Source organism: Microcoleus sp. K1-B1, assembly GCF_036704705.1.
In the GTDB taxonomy this organism is placed as follows: domain Bacteria; phylum Cyanobacteriota; class Cyanobacteriia; order Cyanobacteriales; family Microcoleaceae; genus Microcoleus.
Map to the genome: position 1 here is coordinate 23,319 of NZ_JAUBSH010000024.1, position 22,611 is coordinate 45,929.

At 45.5% G+C, this 22,611-nt stretch carries 22 protein-coding genes and 1 tRNA gene; 14 read left to right on the forward strand and 9 right to left on the reverse strand.

The genetic code is table 11. The features are described 5' to 3' along the window. Positions 1-23 precede the first annotated feature (23 nt). The 6 genes from QUA83_RS11570 to QUA83_RS11595 form a co-directional block, all read right to left on the reverse strand. Entirely contained in the window at positions 24-152 is a 129-nt protein-coding gene (locus QUA83_RS11570) for a hypothetical protein (protein ID WP_333293307.1), read from the reverse strand. Beyond that, a complete protein-coding gene (locus tag QUA83_RS11575) occupies positions 149-2,812 on the reverse strand; it encodes an ABC transporter substrate-binding protein (protein ID WP_333293308.1) in 2,664 nt (887 codons plus the stop codon). The genes QUA83_RS11570 and QUA83_RS11575 overlap by 4 nt, the downstream gene beginning before the upstream one ends. A 76-nt stretch (positions 2,813-2,888) precedes the next feature. Then, positions 2,889-5,519 (reverse strand): ABC transporter substrate-binding protein, encoded by a 2,631-nt coding sequence (locus QUA83_RS11580; RefSeq protein ID WP_333293309.1) that lies wholly within the window; start codon positions 5,517-5,519, stop codon positions 2,889-2,891. A gap of 289 nt (positions 5,520-5,808) precedes the next feature. Further along, complete coding sequence (locus QUA83_RS11585; RefSeq protein ID WP_333293310.1) at positions 5,809-7,086, reverse strand: ATP-binding protein; 1,278 nt, start codon at positions 7,084-7,086, stop codon at positions 5,809-5,811. Positions 7,087-7,781: 695 nt separating this feature from the next. Next, positions 7,782-8,081 carry a hypothetical protein gene (locus QUA83_RS11590; RefSeq protein WP_006633230.1) on the reverse strand — a complete coding sequence of 100 codons (300 nt, stop codon included), beginning with the start codon at positions 8,079-8,081 and terminating at the stop codon, positions 7,782-7,784. 49 nt (positions 8,082-8,130) lie between these two features. Then, positions 8,131-8,742: a DNA-3-methyladenine glycosylase gene (locus tag QUA83_RS11595; protein ID WP_333293311.1), complete on the reverse strand. Its 612-nt coding sequence runs from the start codon at positions 8,740-8,742 to the stop codon at positions 8,131-8,133. Between the two features lie 20 nt (positions 8,743-8,762). Between QUA83_RS11595 and QUA83_RS11600 the strand changes: the two genes are divergently transcribed. Further along, positions 8,763-8,885: a hypothetical protein gene (locus QUA83_RS11600; RefSeq protein WP_006633228.1), complete on the forward strand. Its 123-nt coding sequence runs from the start codon at positions 8,763-8,765 to the stop codon at positions 8,883-8,885. A 171-nt stretch (positions 8,886-9,056) separates the two neighbouring features. Here QUA83_RS11600 and QUA83_RS11605 read toward each other — a convergent pair whose 3' ends face one another. After that, the gene (locus tag QUA83_RS11605) at positions 9,057-9,575 is read right to left on the reverse strand and encodes a pentapeptide repeat-containing protein (protein ID WP_333293312.1); all 519 of its coding nucleotides are present in this window, start codon (positions 9,573-9,575) and stop codon (positions 9,057-9,059) included. A gap of 514 nt (positions 9,576-10,089) precedes the next feature. On the opposite strand from QUA83_RS11605, the gene QUA83_RS11610 reads away from it, so the two are divergent. From QUA83_RS11610 to QUA83_RS11620, 3 genes are all read left to right on the forward strand, one after another. Continuing rightward, positions 10,090-10,593, forward strand: coding sequence for a hypothetical protein (locus QUA83_RS11610; protein WP_333293313.1), 504 nt, complete (start codon positions 10,090-10,092; stop codon positions 10,591-10,593). Between the two features lie 108 nt (positions 10,594-10,701). Beyond that, on the forward strand, positions 10,702-11,082 hold the full coding sequence (locus QUA83_RS11615) for a translation initiation factor (protein ID WP_333293314.1): 381 nt from the start codon (positions 10,702-10,704) through the stop codon (positions 11,080-11,082). Positions 11,083-11,355: 273 nt separating this feature from the next. Beyond that, positions 11,356-12,759 (forward strand): transposase, encoded by a 1,404-nt coding sequence (locus QUA83_RS11620; protein ID WP_333293315.1) that lies wholly within the window; start codon positions 11,356-11,358, stop codon positions 12,757-12,759. 108 nt (positions 12,760-12,867) lie between these two features. On the opposite strand, the gene QUA83_RS11625 is transcribed toward QUA83_RS11620, so the two are convergent. Together QUA83_RS11625 and QUA83_RS11630 are read right to left on the reverse strand one after the other, a co-directional pair. Then, a tRNA-Ser gene (locus tag QUA83_RS11625) sits at positions 12,868-12,954 on the reverse strand. Positions 12,955-12,988: 34 nt separating this feature from the next. Next, entirely contained in the window at positions 12,989-13,906 is a 918-nt protein-coding gene (locus QUA83_RS11630; RefSeq protein WP_333293316.1) for a TIGR04168 family protein, read from the reverse strand. Positions 13,907-14,115: 209 nt separating this feature from the next. Here QUA83_RS11630 and nadA point away from each other — a divergent pair, with 209 nt between their 5' ends. The 10 genes from nadA to QUA83_RS11680 all read left to right on the forward strand — a co-directional run bounded on the left by nadA (position 14,116) and on the right by QUA83_RS11680 (position 22,322). Then, positions 14,116-15,084: a quinolinate synthase NadA gene (gene nadA / locus QUA83_RS11635; RefSeq protein ID WP_333293317.1), complete on the forward strand. Its 969-nt coding sequence runs from the start codon at positions 14,116-14,118 to the stop codon at positions 15,082-15,084. Positions 15,085-15,240: 156 nt separating this feature from the next. Beyond that, the gene (locus QUA83_RS11640; RefSeq protein ID WP_333293318.1) at positions 15,241-15,858 is read left to right on the forward strand and encodes a TIGR04282 family arsenosugar biosynthesis glycosyltransferase; all 618 of its coding nucleotides are present in this window, start codon (positions 15,241-15,243) and stop codon (positions 15,856-15,858) included. A 408-nt stretch (positions 15,859-16,266) separates the two neighbouring features. Further along, positions 16,267-16,983 (forward strand): TIGR04283 family arsenosugar biosynthesis glycosyltransferase, encoded by a 717-nt coding sequence (locus QUA83_RS11645; RefSeq protein ID WP_333293319.1) that lies wholly within the window; start codon positions 16,267-16,269, stop codon positions 16,981-16,983. Positions 16,984-17,096: 113 nt separating this feature from the next. Continuing rightward, positions 17,097-17,606, forward strand: a complete 510-nt coding sequence (locus QUA83_RS11650; RefSeq protein WP_333042100.1) for a photosystem I reaction center protein subunit XI — start codon at positions 17,097-17,099, stop codon at positions 17,604-17,606. Positions 17,607-17,663: 57 nt separating this feature from the next. After that, positions 17,664-17,780: a photosystem I reaction center subunit VIII gene (locus QUA83_RS11655; protein ID WP_333042098.1), complete on the forward strand. Its 117-nt coding sequence runs from the start codon at positions 17,664-17,666 to the stop codon at positions 17,778-17,780. A gap of 337 nt (positions 17,781-18,117) precedes the next feature. After that, complete coding sequence (locus QUA83_RS11660) at positions 18,118-18,672, forward strand: hypothetical protein (RefSeq protein WP_333293320.1); 555 nt, start codon at positions 18,118-18,120, stop codon at positions 18,670-18,672. A 138-nt stretch (positions 18,673-18,810) separates the two neighbouring features. After that, the gene (locus QUA83_RS11665) at positions 18,811-19,698 is read left to right on the forward strand and encodes a hypothetical protein (protein ID WP_333293321.1); all 888 of its coding nucleotides are present in this window, start codon (positions 18,811-18,813) and stop codon (positions 19,696-19,698) included. A gap of 185 nt (positions 19,699-19,883) precedes the next feature. Next, positions 19,884-20,600, forward strand: a complete 717-nt coding sequence (locus QUA83_RS11670) for a DUF2996 domain-containing protein (protein WP_333293322.1) — start codon at positions 19,884-19,886, stop codon at positions 20,598-20,600. A gap of 224 nt (positions 20,601-20,824) precedes the next feature. Then, positions 20,825-21,646 carry a sigma-70 family RNA polymerase sigma factor gene (locus tag QUA83_RS11675; protein WP_333293323.1) on the forward strand — a complete coding sequence of 274 codons (822 nt, stop codon included), beginning with the start codon at positions 20,825-20,827 and terminating at the stop codon, positions 21,644-21,646. Positions 21,647-21,884: 238 nt separating this feature from the next. Beyond that, positions 21,885-22,322 (forward strand): hypothetical protein, encoded by a 438-nt coding sequence (locus QUA83_RS11680; RefSeq protein ID WP_333293324.1) that lies wholly within the window; start codon positions 21,885-21,887, stop codon positions 22,320-22,322. Positions 22,323-22,611 lie beyond the last annotated feature (289 nt).

Consider the following 22,611-nt stretch of genomic DNA (forward strand, 5'->3'; position numbering starts at 1 on the left):
TAACGAGCGCAATTTTAACCAACTCAAGTTTTACTGGTGTCGTCATGTCTATCTTCCAGAATGGACAACTGGGTGATACTAAGTGACTGAGATTTAGGAATGCGATCGCAACCTTCGTAATTGCGCTTCACCCCGATCGATCTCCCAGTCATTTTTGCGACTCCACTAACACAAACTTATCTCCAACAACCTTAACCAAAATGGCTTCACTCTGGCGCTCCCCTTCCGAAGTAAACTGGAGTGGATACCCTGACGTTTCACTAGGCGAAAGCTGTACCTCTTGCAATCTTTGCAGAACTGTAGCGCGAGTGAGATTGGGTGACAAAGCTTGAATAAAAGCCTGAGTCGCATCATAGCTACTAGCTGTGCGCCAGCTAACCGGCCCTCCCCATTGCTGGGCTGCTGCTATGGCAAAGTTTTTTGCTTGTGGTGCTTCTCTAAACCAGGGTACAGCTAGAATCAAGCCTTCAACGTCTTGACCGCCTCCGTTCAAGGTGGTCTGACTATACAAAGTATCCCCACCTAACAACTTTAGCCCTTGCCTCTGTGGATTTTGGGGGCTAGTCTTTAGCCTAGCTGTCTGCTGGGCGTTAGCTGTGGCAATTTTCAGCGCCACATCGGTGTTTTGCGTGTCCGGAAACAACACAACTGCTTGTGCTTTATCTCTCCACAGACTCTTTGCAACTTCTGTTTCTGGATCGAATTTCGGTTCGGTCAAATCAATCTTCCGAACTATGCTACCTCCTAGTTTTTCAAAGTTCTTTGTAAATTCCTCCCTGATACTGTCGCTGTAGGGAATATTAGGATTGTAGAAAATCACAACTGCGTTCAAGTCTAGGGATTTTCTGGCATATTCAGCTAACTGTTTTCCAGCAGCAGCATCAGAAGGCACTGTCCTAAAGAAATTATCACCCTGCAAAGATGTACTGGTACTAGTGGGAGAGATAAGGGCTACTTCAGCTAGTTTGTATTCATCTAGCGCCTGTTTGGTAGCATCGCTAGAGTCGTGTTCAATCACTCCCAGTACAGATAGGTCTTTCACCAACTCAGCAGCTATTTGTTTAGCTTGTTCCGGTTTGTTAGCATCGTTGGCGATGACAATTTCCAATAATCGACCGTTTAATCCTCCTTTCTGATTAAACTTATTTTGTGCCTGTGCCACACCGCGTAAAATTTCTTTAGCTATTGGTTCTTGGTTATCTGCTGGCACAACTGCTGCCAAAGTTACAGGAGAACCCTTTTCCTTTGCTAGTGCATTGTTGTAGTAAATTAGCACTTCTGGGTCGTTGCGATCGCCTGCTACAGCGTTTTTAAAAAATTGCTCGGCTTGGGAGTAATTACCTTGTTTGAATGCTGAAATACCACGCTCGCGATTGGTGTTACCAGTAATAGGAAATAACGTGCGATCACCGCGACTAATATTAATACTGGTATCTGCTATACAGAAAAAACCTAACTCTTTATTTTCACCTACTGGGCAGGACATTACCAAGCGATAAACCCCCAACCACACAGCAACAGAGATTAATCCTATTGCTGCCACCGTTCCTAACAGAAATCGCTTTTTTATAGCCAGGGTATTGGAAGGACTAACTGTAATTGCTAGCTCTTGTTCTTGGGCTGATAATTGCCAGTTAATGGAGCTGCTATTAACTGTTTTTAGTTCAACCTTCTCTCGCTTTTTTAATTCATCTACCTCTTGCTCTAGTGGGTGACGTTTCACCAACCAGCGGTGGACTAATTCTATTTTTACTTTGCGTGTCTTATCATCCCAAAAACCCCTTTTAACCAGTTGTTCTGCTGCTTGAACGAGGGATTCTGTTCGGGAAACTCCATAGCTTTTGAGCAGCTTTAATAGATTTTCGGGAAATTTATCTGCTTTTTCACTAGCTATTTTTTGAGCTTCTGCTGCTGCTGAAAAAACTACTTTTTCCGGAACAGATAGTCCATCCCAGAACCAGGCCAAGCCAGCTTCAGCACTTTCAATTGCCTTGTCTACAATACTCTCAACATCTGCACGAGTGACTGTCCAGTTATCTAGATCCCGCGCTGTGCCAAAAATAGCAAAGCAGATTACTTGCGTAAAATAGGGATGCCCGCCCGACAGTTCCAGAATTGCTTTTATCGCATCTGGTTCGTATTCAAGAATCCCCTTAGATGGTTGAGTAATCAGACGCTTAACGCTTACCTCATCTAGCAAACCAATTTCTTGGTAGGGGGCATCTTTAAATAAACTGAGGAAATTCGGCATATCTGGCGATTCCCGTCCTAAAAATAGAACGGTGAAGAGTTTATTATCTAGCTCTATAACAGACTGTAAATAGGGTAAAAAATCTTCAAATACTGCCACTAAATAGTCACTATCTAAGACATCAAATTCGTCAAACAACAAAACTATATTTTTCTCTCCCAATGCCTCATAAACTTGGGGCAAAAATTTGCTAGAGAAAATATATGGTTCTGTTTCTAACTCGGCGATTGAAGGTAGCCTTATCTTAGCTGCATCTAGTTCTAGGTGTTCGATAATTTCTTTAGCGAGGGCTACTAAGATACTGCTGAGCTGTTTTTGGTTGTAGTCTTGAAGGTCGAAAGGAACAAAGACAAATTCATCTAATGCAACAAACTTAGGAATATTACGGAGTACAGACGACTTACCGATACGTCGCTGACCGTCCAACAAGATCACTTTTTCACCCCGCCTCAAATTATCCTCAACAAAGCGGAATATACTTTCTCGCCCAACAAATAATTCCGGTTCATTGATTGGACGACCGATAATGTAAGGATTTCTGCGAGCCGGTGAATATCTCATAAATTGGAACACCATTAATGTTAGTATTTCCGGGAGCCGGTGAATGTGTCATCCAATCTCCTATAATAGCTCACCTCTATGGCAGGAGTGTGAATTTACCTCCCTCAACCTTAACAAGGATGGATTCACTTTGTCTCTCCCCTTCCGAAGTAAATTTGAGTGGATACCCTGACGTTTGACTGTCTGGAAGATTGATATTTTTGAGTCCTCGCAGAACTGTAGCGCGAGTGGGATTGGGTGACAAAGCTTTAATAAAAGCCTGAGTCGCATCATAGCTAGTAGCTGTGCGCCCGCTAACGGATCCTCCCCATTGCTGCACTGCTGCTATGGCAAAGTTTTTTGCTTGTGGTGCTTCCCTAAACCAAGATACAGCTAGAATCAAGCCTTCAACGGATTGACCATCTTCGTTCAAGGTTGTCTTACTATACAAAGTATCCCCACCTAACAACTTTAGCCCTTGCCTCTGTGGATTTTGGGGGTTAGTCTTTAGCCTAGCCGTCTGCTGGGCGTTAGCTGTGACAATTTTTAGGGCTACATCAGTGTTTTGAGTGTCCGGAAATAACACAACTGCTTGTGCTTTATCTCTCCACAGACTCTTTGCAACTTCTGTTTCTGGATCGAATTTCGGTTCGGTCAAATTAATCCTCCGAACTACGCTACCTCCTAGTTTTTCAAAGTTCTTTGTAAATTCCTCTCTGAGACTGTCGCTGTAGGTACTATCGGGATTGTAGAAAATCACAACTGAGTTTAAGTTAAGGGGTTTTCTGGCATATTCTGCTAATTCTTTGCCAGCATCTGCATCAGAAGGCACTGTCCGAAAGAAATTATTACCCTGCAAAGATGTACTGGTGCTGGTGGGAGAGATGATGGCTAGTTCAGTTTTGTTGTATTCATCTAGCGCCGGTTTGGTAGCATCGCTAGAGTAGTGTCCGATTACTCCCAGTACAGATTTGTCTTTCACCAACTCAGCAGCTATTTGTTTAGCTTGTTCCGGTTCGTTAGCATCGTTACCAATGACAATTTCCAACAATCGACCGTTTAATCCCCCTTTTTGATTGAACTGATTTTGTGCCTGTGCCACACCGCGTAAAATTTCTTTAGCTATTGGTTCTTGGTTATCTGCTGGCACAACTGCTGCCCAAGTTACAGGAGAACCCTTTTCCTTTGCTAGTGCATTGTTGTAGTAAATTAGCACTTCTGGGTCGTTGCGATCGCCTGCTACAGCGTTTTTAAAAAATTGCTCGGCTTGGGAGTAATTGCCTTGTTTGAATGCTGAAATACCACGCTCGCGATTGGAGTTTTTAATATTAGGAAATAAAGTGCGATCGCCACGACTAATCCTTCTCGTATCTGGTTCACATCCAATACCTAATAATGCTTTCTGTTGACCTGGTGGACAAGGAGTTGCCACTCGATAAGCGCCGAAACCCACGGTGGCGATCGTTGCTACTGCCGCTATTAAGCCTATCAAAACTCGTTTACGCTGAATCTGGATACCGTTTTTTGGAGCAGGTGGCTTCAGTTGCGATATTTCTTGCAGTGGGTGGCATTTCACCAACCAGCGGCGAACTAATTCAACTTTCACTCTACGTCCCGTATCATCCAAGAAACCCTTCTCAGCTAGTTTTCTAGCTGCTTCCACCAGGGAATCTGTTTCGATAACTCCGTAGCTTTTGAGTAGCGTTAAAGGTCCTTCCGGCAAGAGTTGTCCTTGCTCACTAGCTATCTTTTGAGCCTCTGCTACCGCTGAGAAAATTGCTTGCTCTGAGATAGACAGTCCCTCCCAGAACCAGGCCAAGCCAGCTTCAGCACTTTCAATTGCCTTGCCTACAATACTCTCAACATCTGCACGAGTGACTGTCCAGTTATTTAGATCCCGCGCTGTGCCAAAAATAGCAAAGCAGATTACTTGCGTAAAATAGGGATGCCCGCCCGACAGTTCCAGAATTGCTTTTATCGCATCTAGTTCATATTGCAGCACATTGTTAGCCGGGTTAACAATCAGCCGTTGAGCACTTACATAATCCAGGAAACCTATTTCTTGGTAAGGCGCACCTCTAAACAAACTACGCAGATTTTCCAGATCGTTCAAATGCCGTCCCACTACCGGAATGATAAATAATCTTTTCTGTTCGCTAGTCAGGGAGTTTAAATAATTAAAAAAACCAGCACCCTTATTTACTATGTCGTTGTTTTGATCCAAAACATCAAACTCATCCAGTAACAGCACCAGATTCCTATCACCGATTGCCTGATAAACTGAGGGTAAAAAATTATCAGAGAATATGTTTGTATATGCTTCTAAGTCTTCAAGATTCGGCGGTTGCACTTGACCTTCTAGCAGAAGGTGATCGACAATCTCCCTAGCTAGGTAATGCAGTATACTACTCAGATTTGACTGACCTTGGTCTTGCAAATCAAAACGAACAAAAATAAACTCATTATTCCCAACAAAGTTGGGAATCTGTTTGAGTACAGACGATTTGCCGATCCGTCGTTGACCGTGCAACAAGATAACTTGTACATTCTGCCTTAGATTGTCATCAATAAAGCTGAACAGACTTTCTCGACCAAAAAACTTTTCCGGTTCCTCGATAGGAGTACCGACAATGTAAGGATTTTTCTGCTTTTTGTTCCCAACCATATTCTCTCTGTCCACAGGTTCCCAGTATTGCGTCATTGGTGACAAGTTAAGACTTAATTGCATTTGTCAATCAGTAATATTACTCAAAAAAACTGCTTTTTTAGGAGTGGAAAATTCACGATTTGAGAGGGAGTAGGTATAAATATCACCCTCGGCATGATTCCTCATGATTCCTCGATCGCCCAAATCTCAGTTTTATGCCCAAAATCCCAGTAAATGTTGAGCATAATTGCTGATTGACAAATGCTTTCTTAGCTTAACTTGTTACCAATGGTATTGCGTTAAGGTTAATTTGATAGGTTTAAGCTATTGAGAAATTAGATTTTTTTGAACAATCCCGGTTTCTCACCTCTCAACTTATGAATCCGTTAAACGCGGCTACTAACTTAGCGAACCATTCAAGAGTAGACGGCACTTCATTTTTATTCGTCCATAGCCAGTTAATTGCTGTTTGGAATTTTTTGACTTGAGCATGACTCATGAGGTTGAAAAACACTTTTTGTCGTTCTTGAAGGAAAACCTTATCCGAATTCCAAATCTCTTGAATTACCCAGCGCTCCATGATTGATGAAGTGAAGGAGTATGGTACTATTCCTTCGGGAATGCGGGTAATTACACCTGCTTCTTCTAGTTTGGTTAACTCTCGCTCTTTTTGAGTAAAAATGAGCTCCATGCCTCTCAGATCAAACTGTCTTTTAGGATGCAGACGACCTTTTAAATGAGACAGAGCCATCAGCATCAACAGAGTCTGCTCTTGTTCATAACACCTAGCCCAAATACTGTGGAAAAATGGCTGGGTATCCCTTTCAAAATCCGTAATAAAAGCTTGAACATCAGGTCTTTTTCCTGTTCGCAGTTCTCTGTAAATAAAAAAACCAGCCATCTGTAGAAAACGTGGGTGTCCACTAGCAATTTCATCAATGGCATCCCGTAATTCTGGTTTCATTGGGATGCCCCCCAGTAGTTGAGCAATTTCCTTTTTATTAAATGGCTTCAGCGACTGGAACAGATAGTGGTTATACCAAGGTGAAGCATTTGGTCGTAGCTGCGGACCCAGTTCATTCAGGCGTTTGAGGGAAGCGACAATCATCGAGAGATATTTTCTCTCCGGACAGTGAACAGCAAAACTACGGCATTCGGTGACGAATTGTTCCATTTCAGCTTCATTGTATTGCTCGTTTGGGCGCAGAGCTGCATCATAGTCATCTACCAGCAGCACCAAGAATTTGTTTTTTTGCCCAAGCTTCCCCAATACCTGGCGTAGGCTATCTTTGGTGGTTTTATCTGTTTGCAACAATGTCTCAATTTCACCCTGCAATCCAGGTTCGCTGCCCAAATTATCCTTCATTAAGCTCAAGACTTCCCGCCAAAAACCAGAGGGAGTGAAAGGAATGATACTCTCGCAATTAAGTAGAACGATCGCAGCCTGGGACGGATCTAGTCCGTTCTGGTTCCAGGCTTGAGGCGACGCCAGTAACTCCAAAAAGGAGGTCTTACCCATTCCTGAACCACCCCAAAGCGCCAAGTGAGCGCGATTATAGATTTGGTCGAATGCAGCCGCAATTTCATAGCTTCGTCCCACAAATTGCTCTGGGGGAACTGGCTTACCAACATTGAATGGATTTGACATAGTTATCTGAATTAGAATAAGGTATCTCGCTAGACACACACTGTTAAGATTGGGAATTATTATATCTCTCAAGCAAAGCTTGCCCGGTATTCCGCTAGATGTACTCAGTTAAGATGCAGAGCTATTAGGGCTTTGAACCAACTTTTGCATCTAGTTAGCAGCTTGTTTTTCTATGAGACTCGCGGTCACCCTGTCCTTGCACTTAGGTAAAATTACATGACCAAAGTCAATAGTCCGGACAGTTTTTATAGGGCCCAATGGCTTATGCTCGCTTGACTTCGCAGCCCCTATGGATAATTAAATCAATGTCAGCTCCACGCCGGACTTACATTTAATTCGACTTTTTTATTATCCTTGCCCTGTAAAGCTTGTAGTATCGTTCCAAAAACTGTCCGGAGTATTGCAAAGTGGAAATAGAAGGCTGTTATAGAATTCCCTGTTGCCTCGCTTTTTCATTCATGGGATCATCCCGATTTTGCAAATAGACTGCCAGCAGCTAAAATAATGTCTAGCTATTAGCAATGTCTCCCTGGAAGTCTGATCGCACATCGAAGACAATCTATTTTTATCCCTTGATTCCTCGCTCAGCTAGAAAAAACAGGGGAAAAGATGCTCAAGCTGAACGGGATTGTCACTCCGTCAGAGTTGAGTCTCTATTTCCCCATGCCCGATGCCCAATTCCCCATTACCAACTCCTACATTTCCTGCATCAGCCGCAAGTAATTCTGCCGCATCTGCGTCATATTTTCCATCATTCTATTAGCCATATCTTTCTCAACATCGCTCATTTGCTGCCAAAATAAAGCCGATCGCCTCGCCATAATTGCTTCTTCCCACAGCATCTCCAAAAGTTGCGCCGCCATTGGATTTTCAGCATCGATAATCCCGCACAATTGCTCGAAGGCCCGGTTGGCTTCGGTGTGAGTGCTAACATCCTGAACCAGGCTTAGGCATTTTTTGAGTTGGACGATCGGGTTTTCAGAAGAGTAAGCCATAATTTCACTAAGATAAGCGACAAAATTTACACTGATACCTTTGACATTACTAGAGTTGTGACACAGCGGTAGAGTTCCCTAAATACCACCGCCAAGGCAAATCCATTCCTTGAGAAATCCCGATCCGCGTAGTTTGCACAAAATTTATTGTACCCTCCTCCACAGCTTGCTGAAAGTGCTCGCTCCGGTGTTCCAATCGCAGCGGTTGGCCTGCACCCAAGGGAAAACCGCTTAAAGTTCGATCGATATCCAGCACCTTACACAGTTTCCCAGGCCCGGCGGCGAGGCGCGATCGCTTCTTCTCAGGAATTCCAGCGAATTCTTTGGGAACCACATCTACCTGCAAAGCTCGAATCAGCACAGCACTAGCAACTCCCTCTGCATCCGTCACTACGTTAAAACAGTGATACATCCCGTAGATTAAGTAAACGTAGCTCATACCCGGAGGCCCGAACATCACCTCATTGCGAGGAGTTCGCTGTCGGTAAGCGTGACAAGCGGGATCTCCCGGGCCGTAAGCTTCGGTTTCGACAATCATTCCCCGAATCGTCTCGCCGTCAGGAAACTGCCGCACCAGAGTACAGCCCAGCAAATCTGGCGCTACGCTGGTAGATGGCCGCGCCAGCCAAAAAGATTCTACAATCTGAGTATTTGCACTCACTCAACAACAGCAGGTAAATTATGGACGTTAAGTTAGTTTTAGCAGTGTTGACAGCAGTTTTCACCGTTTGCTGTCTGTTCTTCGGTACAAAAAACGGATTCTACGATACTGACAAGTATCACGGTAACGGTTCTGCTCACTAATTTTAGGCGATTGTTAGTTGCTTAAAAAAACCGCCGCCTGACTGACAGGCGGCGGTTTTTTTTTATGAACCACAGAGGCCACAGAGGACACAGAGAAAGAGAAAGAGAGAGCGGAAAAAATCAAAAGAAGTTGACAAATGATGACACAGCAGATTGCTGTATTTGCTGCAATTAAGGATGAATTTTGCCATCGGGCATTTTAGTTTCTTGCAAGCTAGCATTCTCGAAGTCGGCGCATCCCGGCAAATTTAAGCGAACTGTCGCTCCCCGCTCCGTTGCTTTCATATTTAAGCCAACTACTGCATTTTCTGGGTTATTTTTTTCAGGAACAGCAGTGACGTTAACATCCATATTTGCTCCTTGACTATTAGCATCAAGGTTGAAAGTGATGCCGCTACATCCCAAATCAGCTCCGGTCAAGTTGGCTCTATTTAAGTTGGCATTTTTGAGGTTGGCATTGGTCAACTTGGCTCCTGATAAGTTAGCACCTTCTAGGTTGGCTCCCTGCAAGTTGACTCCTTGCAAGTCTAATCCTTTTAGGTTAACATTGCTGAAATTGCATTCGGGGCACTGTTTGGTTTGCAGCAATTCCTTGACTTTGTTTTGTTGATTGGAAAAAGTTAGATATTTTGCCGCAGTAAATACAACTGCGATGGACAATCCAGCAGTAAATAAATTCTTTAATTTCATAAATATCCGAAAAGCTTCGGGGGCTTTCTATCGCGCTTAATACATTTTTACAATAGTGCGATCGACCTCTCCACAATTCCCACAAAAAAATACAGGCATCTCCCAGCAGTAGTCCAACCCAGTTAAACACCGCCAAACTTATACATCCCCCCTCCTTTCCTTCGCCAGTGCTGCTTTGAGTTTCGGACTCGCCCCCTCCGTCTGCTTCACTTTGCTTTGAGCAGTCCACAAACGGAATTTATTCTTACCCGAAGGCGCGCATTTGCATATACCTCCAGACTGAAATAAAAGAAACTTTATTTATATCCCTGGAATGAGTCAATCATCAAGAGATTACAGCATGATTAAATAGAAACGCAATACCGTACCTGCGCTGTTGATAAATTCTCAGCAACTACTTTTGTCACCATTGCTTTGAGAAATTAATTTACTCTAAACACTGTTAGCAGCAGCTCAGGTTCCTAAACCTCGCCAGAATACACCCTACCTATAATCCCGACAATTCGGAGCGGTAATGAACACAATCAAACCCGAACCCCAAAAATCGCGCTTCATGGCTCTGCTGCTGACAACGCTGTTGACCTTTCCCTTTGTGAGTGCTTGCGGTTCTGACGAGCGAACTTACGCTCCCCCGCCTCCTGTTGACAACACTCGCGCTGGAGGAGTGCAAACTAATCGCGCCCCCACTCCTTCCCCACAAGCGAAAAAAGGACTGAACACGGCTCAAAAAGTAGGGATTACTTTAGCAGGAGCAGCCGCCCTTTACTACATCTACAATCAGTACAAAAATAAACAAGAAAAGGGGCCGCAGGGAAAACATTACCTTTCCAAAAACGGTCGCGTTTACTACCGCGATGCCCAGAATCGCGCGGTCTGGGTAACGCCCCCGCCGGGAGGAATTACAGTTCCGGAGTCGGAGGCAGTGCGTTACCGCGATTTCCAGGGGTACAACAACCAAAATACCGGTCGAGACCTTACTAGCTTGCCGGAAGCTACAAGTCCTGTTCCGGCACAGTAGTCTAAGCATTTGAGATTTTAGATTGCAGGTTCCCTGACTTTCAATTAAATGTGGGATTCCCAATCTAAAACAGTCGTTTTTCAACACATAAAAAAGAGGAACTTTATCATGGTAGACGGATTTTTGCGGAAGTTAAAAGATGCGATCGTTGGGCCAGACAGCGAGCAATTCGATCCTGACGGCAATTACCAAGATGCCTCAAATCCCGGACAGTACGGCAACGTGACTCCAGCCAGCCAAGACCCCTACGGCGACCCGGCTGAGTACGGAGAGTACGGCAACGTGACTCCAGCCAGCCAAGACCCCTACGGCGACCCCGCAGACTACGCTGGTACCGACTACGGACAGTTCGGCAACCTGACTCCGGCCAGCGAAGACCCCTACGGCGACCCCGCAGACTACGTAGCGGATGCTGGAATGTTCGGCAACGTGCGTCCGGCCAGCGAAGACCCCTACGGCGACCCGGCGGATGAGGAAGGGTTTAGTTAAGTCAGTTGGCTACAAAAATTACCTGGTAAGCAACAGCACCCCTACGGGGGTGTTTTTTTTCTGGAGGACTAGCAGCAGAACGAGAAAACTGCAAAGATGGTATGAGTATTGTGGAGCTGGCTGGTACAGATTTTGCCAAAGTTCTCATTGCTAAGCGTATCAACACTCTTAACCCTGATACTGCAAGCTTATGTGCTAGCATCTCCTATTCTACAGCCGAGGAAGTGGCTCATCTGCTAAATCATTAGCCCCGTTAACTTAAGACAGTACACCATGCTGCTTGCTTACGTTTACAAGCTGAATCCATCGCCCAAACAAGCTCAAACAATCGAGCGGTGGATTCATTTGCTTCGCTTGCAGTACAACTTCAGAATCAGAGAGCGGACAGAAGCCTACGAGCAAGCAAGATTCCCTGTTATGGGGAACTACTGCTTCATCGAAACTCAAGCCGAGTGTTGCCCCCTTGCTTGCTCGTTAAGCAAAGGTGCTTTGTACGGCAATCCTTGGACAGCAAAAGGCAAGAAAAGGACTCCGCTCGCTCAACAAGATGCCAATTTGGTTGACCTGAAGCAGGAGCGTCCTTGGTATAGAGAAATCTATCACCATGTTTTGCAACAAATGCTGAAACAGGTTGATGCTGCTTTTGGGCGCTTTTTCCGAGGATTGGGCAAATATCCGAAAACAAAGCGACAGGGTAAATTTCGCTCTTTCACCTACCCGCCGGGAGATGTCGCCTTTAAAGGGAATAAAGTCCGACTTCCCGGTATTGGCTGGATTTCCTTTTTTCAGTCCCGACCGTTTCTTAATGGTTTCAGCATTCGTTCCGTCACTGTGCGGAAAAAAGCAGATGGCTTTTATATCTCTGTTCTGTTGCAAGATGAGTCGGTTCCAGATGTTCCAGCAGCGAATAAAGTTAAAACAGCAGTAGGAGTAGATCTGGGTATCAATAAGTTAATGTCTCTCAGTACGGGACAAACCATTGCCAATCCCAGATTTTATCAACAGATGGAGCGTCCGCGATCGCAACTAAACCGTGCTGTCAGCCGCAAGATTTTAGGTTCCCGCCGCAGAAGAAAAGCGTGCCAGCGCTTAGCAAGACTGGAACAAAAAGTTGCTAATCGACGAGAGGATTACCAATGGAAGATAGCTAATAGCTTGGTCAAGCAGTTTGACCTGATTGTGTTCGAGAATCTTAATATTCAAGGCATGATGGCACGCTGCAAACCAAAGCAGGATGAAAACGGAAAGTATCTGCCTAACGGTCAGTCTGCTAAATCTGGACTGAACAAAGTCATTGCTGATGCTGCTTGGGGTTCCTTAAAACAGAAAGTCAAGATTTTGTCCGAAAGGGCGGGCGTTCTGGTTTATGAAGCGGTGCCTCACTTTAGCTCTCAGGAATGCAGCGAGTGCGGGTATGTCAGTCCCACAAATCGAGATGGGGAGAAGTTTCTCTGTGAAGAATGCGGCCATCATGAGGATGCCGATGTGGATGCTGCAAAAGTTATTTTGAAGCGCGGTCTGGATGGACTGGGAATCTATTTGGATGCTGTACCGAGAGTCCCTCGGAAACAGGATAAAAGTACGCCCGAGGAGCCTGTTGGAAGACAGGGAAAATCATCCGCGTTGGTGGGTGAGCCTGGGAACCCTAAGAGAGTTCCAGCAATGGGAGTTATTTGAGTGGAGGGGAGTTTGAGCGATCGACTCTCGGCCTTTACGGCTGTCAATTGAAATCGGGTGTGTCTGACCAAGCTGCGATCGCCCACAAATTAGACATTTTCTCAAAAACGGAGAGGGTGGGATTTGAACCCACGGTGACATCACTGCCACACTCGGTTTCAAGCCGAGCGCATTCGACCACTCTGCCACCTCTCCTGGCGCATAAATTTTATCATACCAGCAAATGTCTCTAACTACAAATAGCTGCAGATTCAGCGCGCCGATAAAGAATTTGTTCTCTTTCTACCGCGAAATCTTCGCCTACCCATACCAGAGAAACTTCCGACACAGCTCCATTTTCCAGCAGGACGATCGAGAAATTCCGCAATTTCGAGCACTCTCTCTCGACAATTCGCGGTACGCTGGCCGCATTCAAATAAACTGTACCCTCCGCACTCACCTCCAGCGACTTCCGCAACTCGTGCTTCGTGTGGCGCAGTTTGTGGTGCATATGACCAAAAGTTACCAGAGGTATGTGCTTCCCAGAACTCCGAGTTCGATCGATCGCCTCCGCAAAATCCGGGTCGCCCCAATCCCCTCCCAACGGCTTCCAATCTCGCCCGCAGGGGTCTTCAGGAGCCTCTCCTAGCCCCGTCGGGCCCGTGTGACCCAAAAAAATCACATTTTCGCAATCGGCATCTGCCGCAGCTTCTGCAATGCGCCGCGCCGACTCTTCAAAACTTTCTACCCCAAACCATTCCGAGTAAAAATCCCCGTACTTCCACTCAGATCCCCCCCAAGTAAACGGGCGGCTTCCCACCACAGTTACGCCCAATTCGGGAAAATCCCTTTTCCCGTAACCGACGTGAGCTTCCCCCATTAAATCTAACTGCTGTTTCACCCAATTTTCTTGAGTGCGATCGTAAGGGCACTGACTGCGGCCCCACTCTGTCGCGGTGTACCAAGCGTCGTGGTTCCCAAACACCGCTGCTTTCGGAATGTCCAATTGGGCGATCGCCCGCACCACCTCCACCGACTCATTGCCAAAATCCCCCACAAACAGCACCAAATCAACGCCCAGATGCTTCAGGGCTTCGCCGTCTTCAGGTTCCCAGCGATCGTGAACGTCCCCCACCACCGCAATTTTGATAGATTTAGCTTTGTTCATTTCATTTGTTATGTGCGATCGATCCCTAGCCCCTTCTTATCAGCATAAGAAACAGCGACCAATTTTTGCACCCTCCCCCAGGCAATTTTAGATTTTAGATTTTAGATTTAGATGGGTTCCAGTGAACAGCCAGCACTTTTTGGTGAATTCAACTATAATTCAAAATACACTTTAGCTGTCTTCGCCACCTTCCCCGGAATATTCTAACTGTGTTTACCACCGCACCTGCTCCGAACTTTACTCAAACCCGACTGCCCGACGACTTGTTTGCAGCCATTAACGCCCTCAAACAAGAGTTAAACGCTGTCATTCTCGCCCACTATTACCAAGACTCCGAGATTCAAGACATCGCAGACTTCATTGGCGACTCCCTAGAACTTGCCCGCAAAGCCGCCAACACCAGCGCCGATGTCATAGTTTTTGCCGGAGTTCATTTCATGGCCGAAACCGCAAAAATTCTCAATCCCGACAAATTAGTATTGTTGCCAGACTTAAATGCTGGGTGTTCCCTCGCCGACAGTTGCCCTCCCGAAGCCTTTGCAGCTTTCAAAGCCGATCGACCAGGACATTTAGTAATTTCTTACATTAATTGTACCGCCGCCATTAAGGCAATGAGCGATATAATTTGCACCAGTTCTAATGCTGTTAAAATTGTTAACCAAATTCCCGAAAATCAGCCGATAATTTTTGGGCCAGATCGCAATCTCGGTCGCTACGTCATGGAACAAACTGGCAGAAACATGGAGATCTGGCAAGGAGCTTGCATCGTCCACGAAAACTTCTCAGAAAAAAAGATAGTTCAACTCAAAATCGAGAATCCCGAAGCCGAAATAATTGCCCACCCCGAATGCGAACCTCCCGTGCTGCGCCACGCTAATTACATAGGCTCTACCACTGCTTTGCTCAAATATTCTCAAGCTAGTTCCAGCCAAGCTTTTATTGTCGCGACTGAACCGGGAATCATTCACCAAATGCAAAAGCAAGCTCCGCACAAACGCTTTATTCCTGCTCCTTCAACCAATAATAACTGCGCTTGCAACGAATGCCCGCACATGAGATTAAATACCTTGGAAAAATTGTATCTAGCTCTGAAAAATCAAACCCCTGAAATTACCATGCCCCTAGATATTCAACTAGCAGCTTTGCAGCCCATCCAACGAATGCTAGAAATGAGCTAGCTGCTGGCTATTTTTCAGTAAATACATTGTAGGCTGGGTTGGGCGCGGCGATTAAATTAAGTCATTGCCTAACCCACCAACTCGGCAATTTGTGAAGCAGTGGTTAAATCTTTCTCATCATCTGCGGTTCATTCCTTTAAAATTCATCAACAATAAATGATACCCGAAAAACTGATTGTTTTCACCCGCTATCCCGAACCGGGAACAACCAAAACTCGACTAATTCCGGTGCTGGGAAAAACAGGCGCTGCCAACCTTCACCGCTTGATGGCCCAACGGACGATCGCCTGCGCTCTCTCTCTCCAAAAATCCCGCCGCTTATCGGTAGAAATTCATCGAGCCGGCGGCAGCCAACAACTGATGCAAGAGTGGCTAGGAAATGATATTTTTTGTGAAAATCAAATAGACGGAGATTTGGGCGCGAGAATGACAGCAGCGTTTCAAAAGTCTTTTAATTCAGGGGTTGAGAAAACTGCAATTATCGGCACTGATTGTCCGGGTTTGAAAGCAGAAATCATGGCACAAGCTTTTGAGGAATTGAGCCAGCACGATTTAGTTTTGGGCCCGGCAAAAGACGGAGGTTATTATCTGATCGGGCTGCGGCGATCGATACCGGAATTGTTCGGTGGCATTCACTGGGGAACCAGTCAAGTATTGGCTTGTACGCGGGCGATCGCCCAAAAGCTCGATCTCAATATTGCTTATCTTCCCACTCTTGCAGATATCGATCGACCCGAAGATCTCCTCGGTTTAGATATTAATATATTGAAATAACTAAACTCTATTTCAACTCTTTCAAATATTAGAAATTATCATATATAGTTTGAGAAAAATACTTGATTCTGAAACCAGAACGTCATAATATAGTAATTGTATTTGTCTAACCAAATGCTGAATCTCAGTAGCAGTTAGACAGCGCTTGGGACAATAGTCCCAGGCGCTAGAAAAAACCAAAAATTAGCAACTAAGCAACTAACAGATCAGCTTTGTACAAAACCCGCCCTGCCACAGGAAAGCCCAATGTAGGCGCGAGGCTATTGTAAAAAATGAGCAACTAATAGCTTGTTTTTTTGCCAAACTCTCCCAGGTTAAGGCAAAATGTAGGGGCGAGCCAGGGGTCAGAAATGGGCAAAATCAGCTTTGTACAAAACCCGCTCTCTCTAACGGGCTGCTTAATTCTGTATGTCGCCAGAAAATCCCAATCTCAAAATTTCCATTATCATTCCAGTCTTAAACGAAGCACCTACAATTGCCTCAGTCATCTCCACCGCCCTTGAGGCCCAAAATGTCGAAATAATTGTCGCCGACGGTGGCAGCAGCGACGGTACTACAGATATAGCAAAATCTTTTGGCGTCCGAGTTATCTCCACCGCCCCAGGCCGCGCCACCCAAATGAATGCAGGTGCCGCCGCCGCTACTGGAGATATCCTGCTGTTTCTCCACGCAGACACTCTGTTGCCTCGCGGGTACGACTCTGGCGCGCGTCGGGTACTAGCTAACCCGTCCGCAGTAGCGGGGGCCTTTCAACTTCAGATTGACGCCCACAGTCTCAGCCTGCGGCTGGTAGAAACAGGGGTAAACTGGCGATCGAACTTTCTGCAAATGCCCTACGGCGATCAAGCCATTTTCCTCAACGCAGCTACTTTTGACAAAATTGGCGGTTTTCCCGACTTGCCCCTGATGGAAGACTTTGAATTCGTGCGCCGATTGAAAAAACAAGGCCGCATCGAAATAGTACCCCACCCTGTGCTGACATCCGCCCGCCGCTGGCAGCAGCTTGGGATCATCAAAACCACCGCCATCAATCAAATAGTAATCATCGCTTATTTCCTGGGAGTGTCGCCCGATCGACTCGCTTTCTGGTATAAGAGGCAAAAGAAAAATTCTTCCAAAAACTAAAGAATAGTGAACTTTTCTAAAGCTCGCCGTTAATTATGTAAATAGGAAACACGTCCCTGCGTAAAATATGACTTGAACGCCTCAACTTTTTAAACTGCGAGGACAAACAGAATATGGCAGATCCCAGAGATGCAGAGCTTATTAAACCCTTTAACGGCGACCCGTTCACGGGTCATCTAGCAACTCCCATCAGTGCTTCTGATTTCACAAAAGCATTCATTGGGAACTTGCCCGCCTACCGCAAAGGACTCTCGCCCCTAATTCGAGGCCTAGAAATCGGTTTGGCACACGGTTATTTCCTCGTCGGCCCCGAAATCGTTTTCGGGCCCCTGCGGGATTATCCAGAAGCAGCTAATCTCGGCGGATTATATACAGCCCTCGTCTTAGTTCTGCTTGGCACACTAGGTATGTCTGCTTACGGTTTAGTCTCTTTCAAACAAGACAACACCAGCTACCCTAGCGCTAATCCCATGACCCCTGATTCCCTCAGAAATGCTGAGGGGTGGAGCCAGCTTACCGGGGGTTTCTTCATTGGTGGAATGGGTGGTGTCTTTGTTGCCTACTTCTTACTCGAAAACTTTAACGGCGTTGATGCCATTTTCCGGGGTTTAGTCAACAATTAGACTTGACTCCCAAATATCCCTGTTGGAACACACTAACTTTAGTTTGGAGAATTTGATATGACAGGTTCCTACGCTGCCTCTTTCTTGCCTTGGATTTTGATTCCCCTAATTACCTGGGTGATGCCGGTGGTGGTAATGGGTTTGTTGTTTATCTACATTGAAAGCGACGCCTGATCCTTACCCCTAAAGTAAGAGCTAAGTTGGAAAGCCGAAGTAAGATGATTGACGAACAATTGCTGTGAAATTTCTAGATAAATCTAGCGAAAATCAGCAAAAATTGTTTTGAGATTGCTGGCTATCAGAAAACTTAGTTTCTTTAACCCCATCCCCAGAATTTATCTGTGGAGCAATCTTTCAGTTTTCTTCCTTCAAAACTCGTAATTGCAAAAAAATCCTCTGCCTGCAGGCAGAGGATTTTTTTGCACAGAAGACAAATTATCCGCTCAGAGCACACAAATTGCCAAATTCTAAGCCACAATTGTTATGGAAACCTACTAATGAGGAGACAGCGATGCAATTTTTCCCCGCACGCCGCATCTTAGCTCCATTCCTGATCTCGGTACTGCTGTTAGTGACCGCCTGCGGTCAAACCCAAGCACCATCACGCTGGGACAAAGCTCAGCAGGAAAGCACCCAAAAACCTGGTAAAGCACAGCAGACAACTGCTGATAAATCAAGTGCTAGTAATCAAAACCTGCCTAAGAAGGCAGTTGCAGGCGGTAAGTTAAATAAATACTTCCCGTCTTCTGGCGGCGGATTCGATCGCGTTTTTGCTCAAGAAAAATCCGGTTTTGCTGAAGCTAAATTGAACAAAGCCGGTAAAAATGTCGCGGTACTCTCGATTAACGACATCGCCGGCAATCCCAGCGCAGGTGCAAAATTTAAGCAAAGTACCAAGCAAATCAGCGGCTATCCCGCCATTAATCAGGGTGCTAATATCACTGCTGTTTTAGTGGCAAATCGCTATCAGGTGAAAGTTCAATCCCGCGATCCCTCTTTTACCGCCAGCGATCGCGAAGCTTGGCTGTCAAAATTTAACCTCGGTGGCCTCGCCCGCGTCAAGTAGCAATGTCTTTTGTCACAATCCGCGCCCGACTCCAGTCTGGCGCTATTAGAACTAAGTCTGCCACAATGAGATTGTGAAGTTCTTGCCATCTGCCAAAAGTAATACCTTTGATTCCAGTTCCAGCAAAAGGAGTTTTTTGTGAGCAAAACAGTCTTTGAATTAGTCGATCAACTGCCTCAAGACAACATGACTGTCAAAGCCCTCCGAGCGCTTGACTTTGTGGTTCCCGGTGAGTGGAACAATTTAGTTGGCTTTGAAAATACCATTCGCACCGTTACTGGCGAAACAGACGAAGAACTGATTCAGCAAATTGGCGAGCGCGCGATCTACCTCTACAACGATAAATCTCAGGGCTACCAGCGCGCTCTCTGGCTCTACCAAACTATTGACAGTGCCGACAAGGCTTTGGGCACTGCCGCCCTGGCTAACAAAGTCTCCCAAAATGTCCCGTTTTTGTCCATGCTAGGCAATCTCACTCCCAAGCCGGAAAAAGCTCAAACGATCGACCTTTCTCTGAAGTTAGTCACTGAGTTGCTGGCTTTTTGCCAAATCAACGGCATTCCCGGCGACAGCATCGGCGATTTTGCCGCATCCTTGGGCGACTACGGCGGCGAATCCCTGATGCGGATGGCCGCTTTGGTTTGTTTTGACGGTTTGATTCCCCTGGGCCCGGACTTTATCATGGCAACTCAGTCTTGGATTCAAAAGCTGTCTCCTAGCGATTTGCAATCCAATCCGTCATTTAATGCGATCGGCGGCATGATTCCTGGGGGTTCTCCCGCGGGCCAACTCGGCTTTATCGGGGAAAGCTTTAACTCGGTTTCCGGCTGGATGAGCTCTTTTGTGAGCGATCGAGGTTTGACTCCCCAAAACGTACTCGGCCACTTGCAGAATTTTGTAGATATTTCAGCAGACAAGGTGGACTACGTGGGCGCATTCCTCGATATGACTACCAACTACTACGAACACACCGGTGTTCAAACTCTCGCCCGCCGTTTGATTGAACGAGCTGTCGCTGAGATTTAGAATAACCAAAGGAGTTGTGATATTGGCGGGCGATCGCCCTCTGAGAATGTTTTGAGTTCAAATTTTTTTGAATCCCAATTTTCTCAGGTTGGTTTTCGATAAAAAGTGTGCGCGATCAAAAAAGTCGATCGCCCCCACTTGCACTCACAACTCCTTTTACCGATCACTTTTAACAGGAAGCGTTAATGCCAGAAGAACCCCAAAATCCTACCGCTGGAGAATCGGAAACTCCCAGTGCTTCGATCGATCACGCCCCGAGTTCCGACACAGCAGAGACAACCGACTTGCCCAGCACTGACAAGCCTCAGCGGGCTGCTAAAAAGCCCGCAGCCAAGAAAGAACCGAAAAATCCTACCGCTGGCGAATCCGAAACTCCCAGTGCTGCGATCGAGAACGCCCCAAGTTCCGACGGACCCGACACAAGCGACTTACCCAGCACTGACAAGCCCCAAGCGGCTGCTAAAAAGCCCGCAGCCAAGGCCGAAGGCGACAAGCCCCCAGCTAAAGCTAAAAAGGAAAAAGCACCTGCTGTTGAAGACAAGCCCTTTGCGGAATTTATTCAACAAGATTATTTGCCCGCTTTGCAAACTGCTTTGACTAAGCAGGGGGTTAAGGATTTAGAGGTGAGTTTGGCAAAACAAAAACTCCCAGTTGCCGGCATGAGTTCCGCCGGAGATTGCTGGCAGGTAATTGGAAAATTCCAAGAAGGTCAGCGCCAATTTAACCTATATTTTCCTCAAGAAAATATTCAAAGTCAAAGGGCGTTTTCCTGCGCTGAAAATAATACCAAAACAAGCACTTTAGAGCCTTTTTTGATAGATGAGCGCAAGGTAACACTAGACCTCATGGTGTTTGGCGTCGTCCAGCGGCTTAACGCTCAAAAATGGCTGAGTCTTAATTAACCGGAGTTCGGGATAAGAAGAGGGGGGGACAATAACTTACTCAAAGTCAACCCCTACTCCCCAAAAATCAGGGGGATTTAGGGGGATCTGGACTCAGGTAAAAACGAGATTTATCACAGGCTTTCAGGCGATTGTTGACACCAACGGGATCTTGGAGTATCCCTACGGGGAAGCTCACGATAGGCGGGTGTACTTCATAAATGTGGAATCTGCTGTAAATGTAAATGGAAAGCAATAGCCAGAGAACTCAGAAAATCAGGTCATCTTCTCAATCAGTGGCTGCATCAATCCTGTGGGATGAAACTGAAGATAAAAATACAATTTTTTGGGAAGAATGGCAGGCCCATCAAGATTATCTTTCCCATTGCTGTCTCAAGTGGATGAACTCAAACCCCATCGATGCCGAAGAAGTATTGAGTCAGGCAATGCTTAAAGCCTGGAATGAATGGCAAAACTATGGAAGTCAAATTAAATGTCCTAAAGCTTGGTTAACTAAAATTCTCTATAACTTCTGCATAGATTTGCATCGAAAACGCAAACGAGATGCACTAATAATTAAAAACATAGACGAGATTAAACTTGAAGATTATCCAGCACTTTATTCTAACTTAGGATTTACTGAACCTAATTTTATAGACCTGGAATTGCAGGCATATATCTACCACCAAATTGACTCCTTGCCTCCCAGACTCCGCGATACTTTTGTCTTATACCACTACCAAAATAAATCTTATCAAGATATTGCCAAGCTATTTCTCTTCTCTGAAGAAAACGTCCGCAAATGCGTGACCAAAGCCTGCCGAATTCTGCGAAGGCATTTAACCAAATATCTGGCCGGTGAAGATGATACTCATCTAAATTCTTCCTCGCCCGCCTTAAAGTTGGTAATTCCTTTGCCAGAAAAGTCTCAACCCCAATGCAATTGGGAATCACTAATTCCCCCAAAAAGCCAGGATGAAGAAATTAGCTATCAAGTCACCGTACTATGTCTGGAAACTTTACCCCATCATTCCTACATCTCTACTACTCTTCTAGTCTGGAGATGAAAGTGCGTTGAGTCAGCCGTTGTTTATCCCGCCTTTGGGGAAGTTGAGAGGATATTGCAGCGGCTCAACGCTAAGAGGAGCAAGGGTTATAGGGGTTGAGGGGGGATTTTGGGGGAGAAAATTTGCTCGTAACTCGAAAAATTCCCAAATTAGGGTGGGAAAACGTCTAACTAATAAATAAGCGGTCAGATAAAACCGCTTAGAGTCCAGGCATTAGTTACATCTTTCTTAACAAAAAATGAGTACATCCCACAAAATCCAGATCGCACTCGTGGCAAGTCTCCTGTGGTCATCTACATCCATAAGCAGTTTTGCTGCTACCAACTCGATTACCTCTGAAAAGTTTCAGTCAGACACGGTTAAAATTCCTGTGGAAAGTATTCCATCTAGGCAATTAAATTTAACACCAGATACTTATTTAATTGCTGGTCAGTTCAGGGATATGCTGAGTAAAGTACCTGGGGGATATGCCACGTTCAAAGCATTTGACGAGATATGGAAGGATCCAGCAGACAGGAAGAAAAGATTATTTGATTACTGCAACACTCAAAAAGTGTTATCAGTTAAGCTATGTTTTAGAATGCTAACAGTTTGGGCAGACGATACAGGGGAATCTGCCAACCGTAAGGACTCCGATGAGCTAGACAATATATTTGATGAAGCCAGAAAAATGTAAAGGTAAAATAATCCATAATGCGTGAGAGTGAAATCTCTTTGACTTTGGGGACATTACCAACTTAGGGCGGCTCCATTTCAGTGTTCAAAAACTTGAAGAAAAAGCGATAGGGCCCACTCGACGAAGGGCGCGATCGCTTTTTTTCGCAGTGCGTAGGCAACGCCCGTCGTAGATATCGCTTTTTGTTTACTAGAGAGCCATTGATTTTCCTTGATAATAATTAATCTTTTTTGGCTTGTTCAGTTTGAGTAACTAAGACATAATGTGAGCAACGTAAATTATTCTATTT

Bases quoted from the DNA above. Each gene is read 5' to 3' on its own strand.
- QUA83_RS11640 (WP_333293318.1), top strand. From the start codon at position 15,241: ATGATACCCGAAAAACTGATTGTTTTCACCCGCTATCCCGAACCGGGA.
- QUA83_RS11680 (WP_333293324.1), top strand. From the start codon at position 21,885: ATGAGTACATCCCACAAAATCCAGATCGCACTCGTGGCAAGTCTCCTG.
- QUA83_RS11615 (WP_333293314.1), top strand. From the start codon at position 10,702: ATGGTAGACGGATTTTTGCGGAAGTTAAAAGATGCGATCGTTGGGCCA.
- QUA83_RS11645 (WP_333293319.1), top strand. From the start codon at position 16,267: ATGTCGCCAGAAAATCCCAATCTCAAAATTTCCATTATCATTCCAGTC.
- QUA83_RS11600 (WP_006633228.1), top strand. From the start codon at position 8,763: ATGGACGTTAAGTTAGTTTTAGCAGTGTTGACAGCAGTTTTCACCGTT.
- QUA83_RS11675 (WP_333293323.1), top strand. From the start codon at position 20,825: ATGGAAAGCAATAGCCAGAGAACTCAGAAAATCAGGTCATCTTCTCAA.
- QUA83_RS11655 (WP_333042098.1), top strand. From the start codon at position 17,664: ATGACAGGTTCCTACGCTGCCTCTTTCTTGCCTTGGATTTTGATTCCC.
- QUA83_RS11630 (WP_333293316.1), bottom strand. From the start codon at position 13,906: ATGAACAAAGCTAAATCTATCAAAATTGCGGTGGTGGGGGACGTTCAC.
- QUA83_RS11650 (WP_333042100.1), top strand. From the start codon at position 17,097: ATGGCAGATCCCAGAGATGCAGAGCTTATTAAACCCTTTAACGGCGAC.
- QUA83_RS11590 (WP_006633230.1), bottom strand. From the start codon at position 8,081: ATGGCTTACTCTTCTGAAAACCCGATCGTCCAACTCAAAAAATGCCTA.
- QUA83_RS11610 (WP_333293313.1), top strand. From the start codon at position 10,090: ATGAACACAATCAAACCCGAACCCCAAAAATCGCGCTTCATGGCTCTG.
- QUA83_RS11670 (WP_333293322.1), top strand. From the start codon at position 19,884: ATGCCAGAAGAACCCCAAAATCCTACCGCTGGAGAATCGGAAACTCCC.
- QUA83_RS11620 (WP_333293315.1), top strand. From the start codon at position 11,356: ATGCTGCTTGCTTACGTTTACAAGCTGAATCCATCGCCCAAACAAGCT.
- QUA83_RS11575 (WP_333293308.1), bottom strand. From the start codon at position 2,812: ATGAGATATTCACCGGCTCGCAGAAATCCTTACATTATCGGTCGTCCA.
- QUA83_RS11585 (WP_333293310.1), bottom strand. From the start codon at position 7,086: ATGTCAAATCCATTCAATGTTGGTAAGCCAGTTCCCCCAGAGCAATTT.
- QUA83_RS11580 (WP_333293309.1), bottom strand. From the start codon at position 5,519: ATGCAATTAAGTCTTAACTTGTCACCAATGACGCAATACTGGGAACCT.
- QUA83_RS11570 (WP_333293307.1), bottom strand. From the start codon at position 152: ATGACTGGGAGATCGATCGGGGTGAAGCGCAATTACGAAGGTTGCGAT.
- QUA83_RS11605 (WP_333293312.1), bottom strand. From the start codon at position 9,575: ATGAAATTAAAGAATTTATTTACTGCTGGATTGTCCATCGCAGTTGTA.
- QUA83_RS11660 (WP_333293320.1), top strand. From the start codon at position 18,118: ATGCAATTTTTCCCCGCACGCCGCATCTTAGCTCCATTCCTGATCTCG.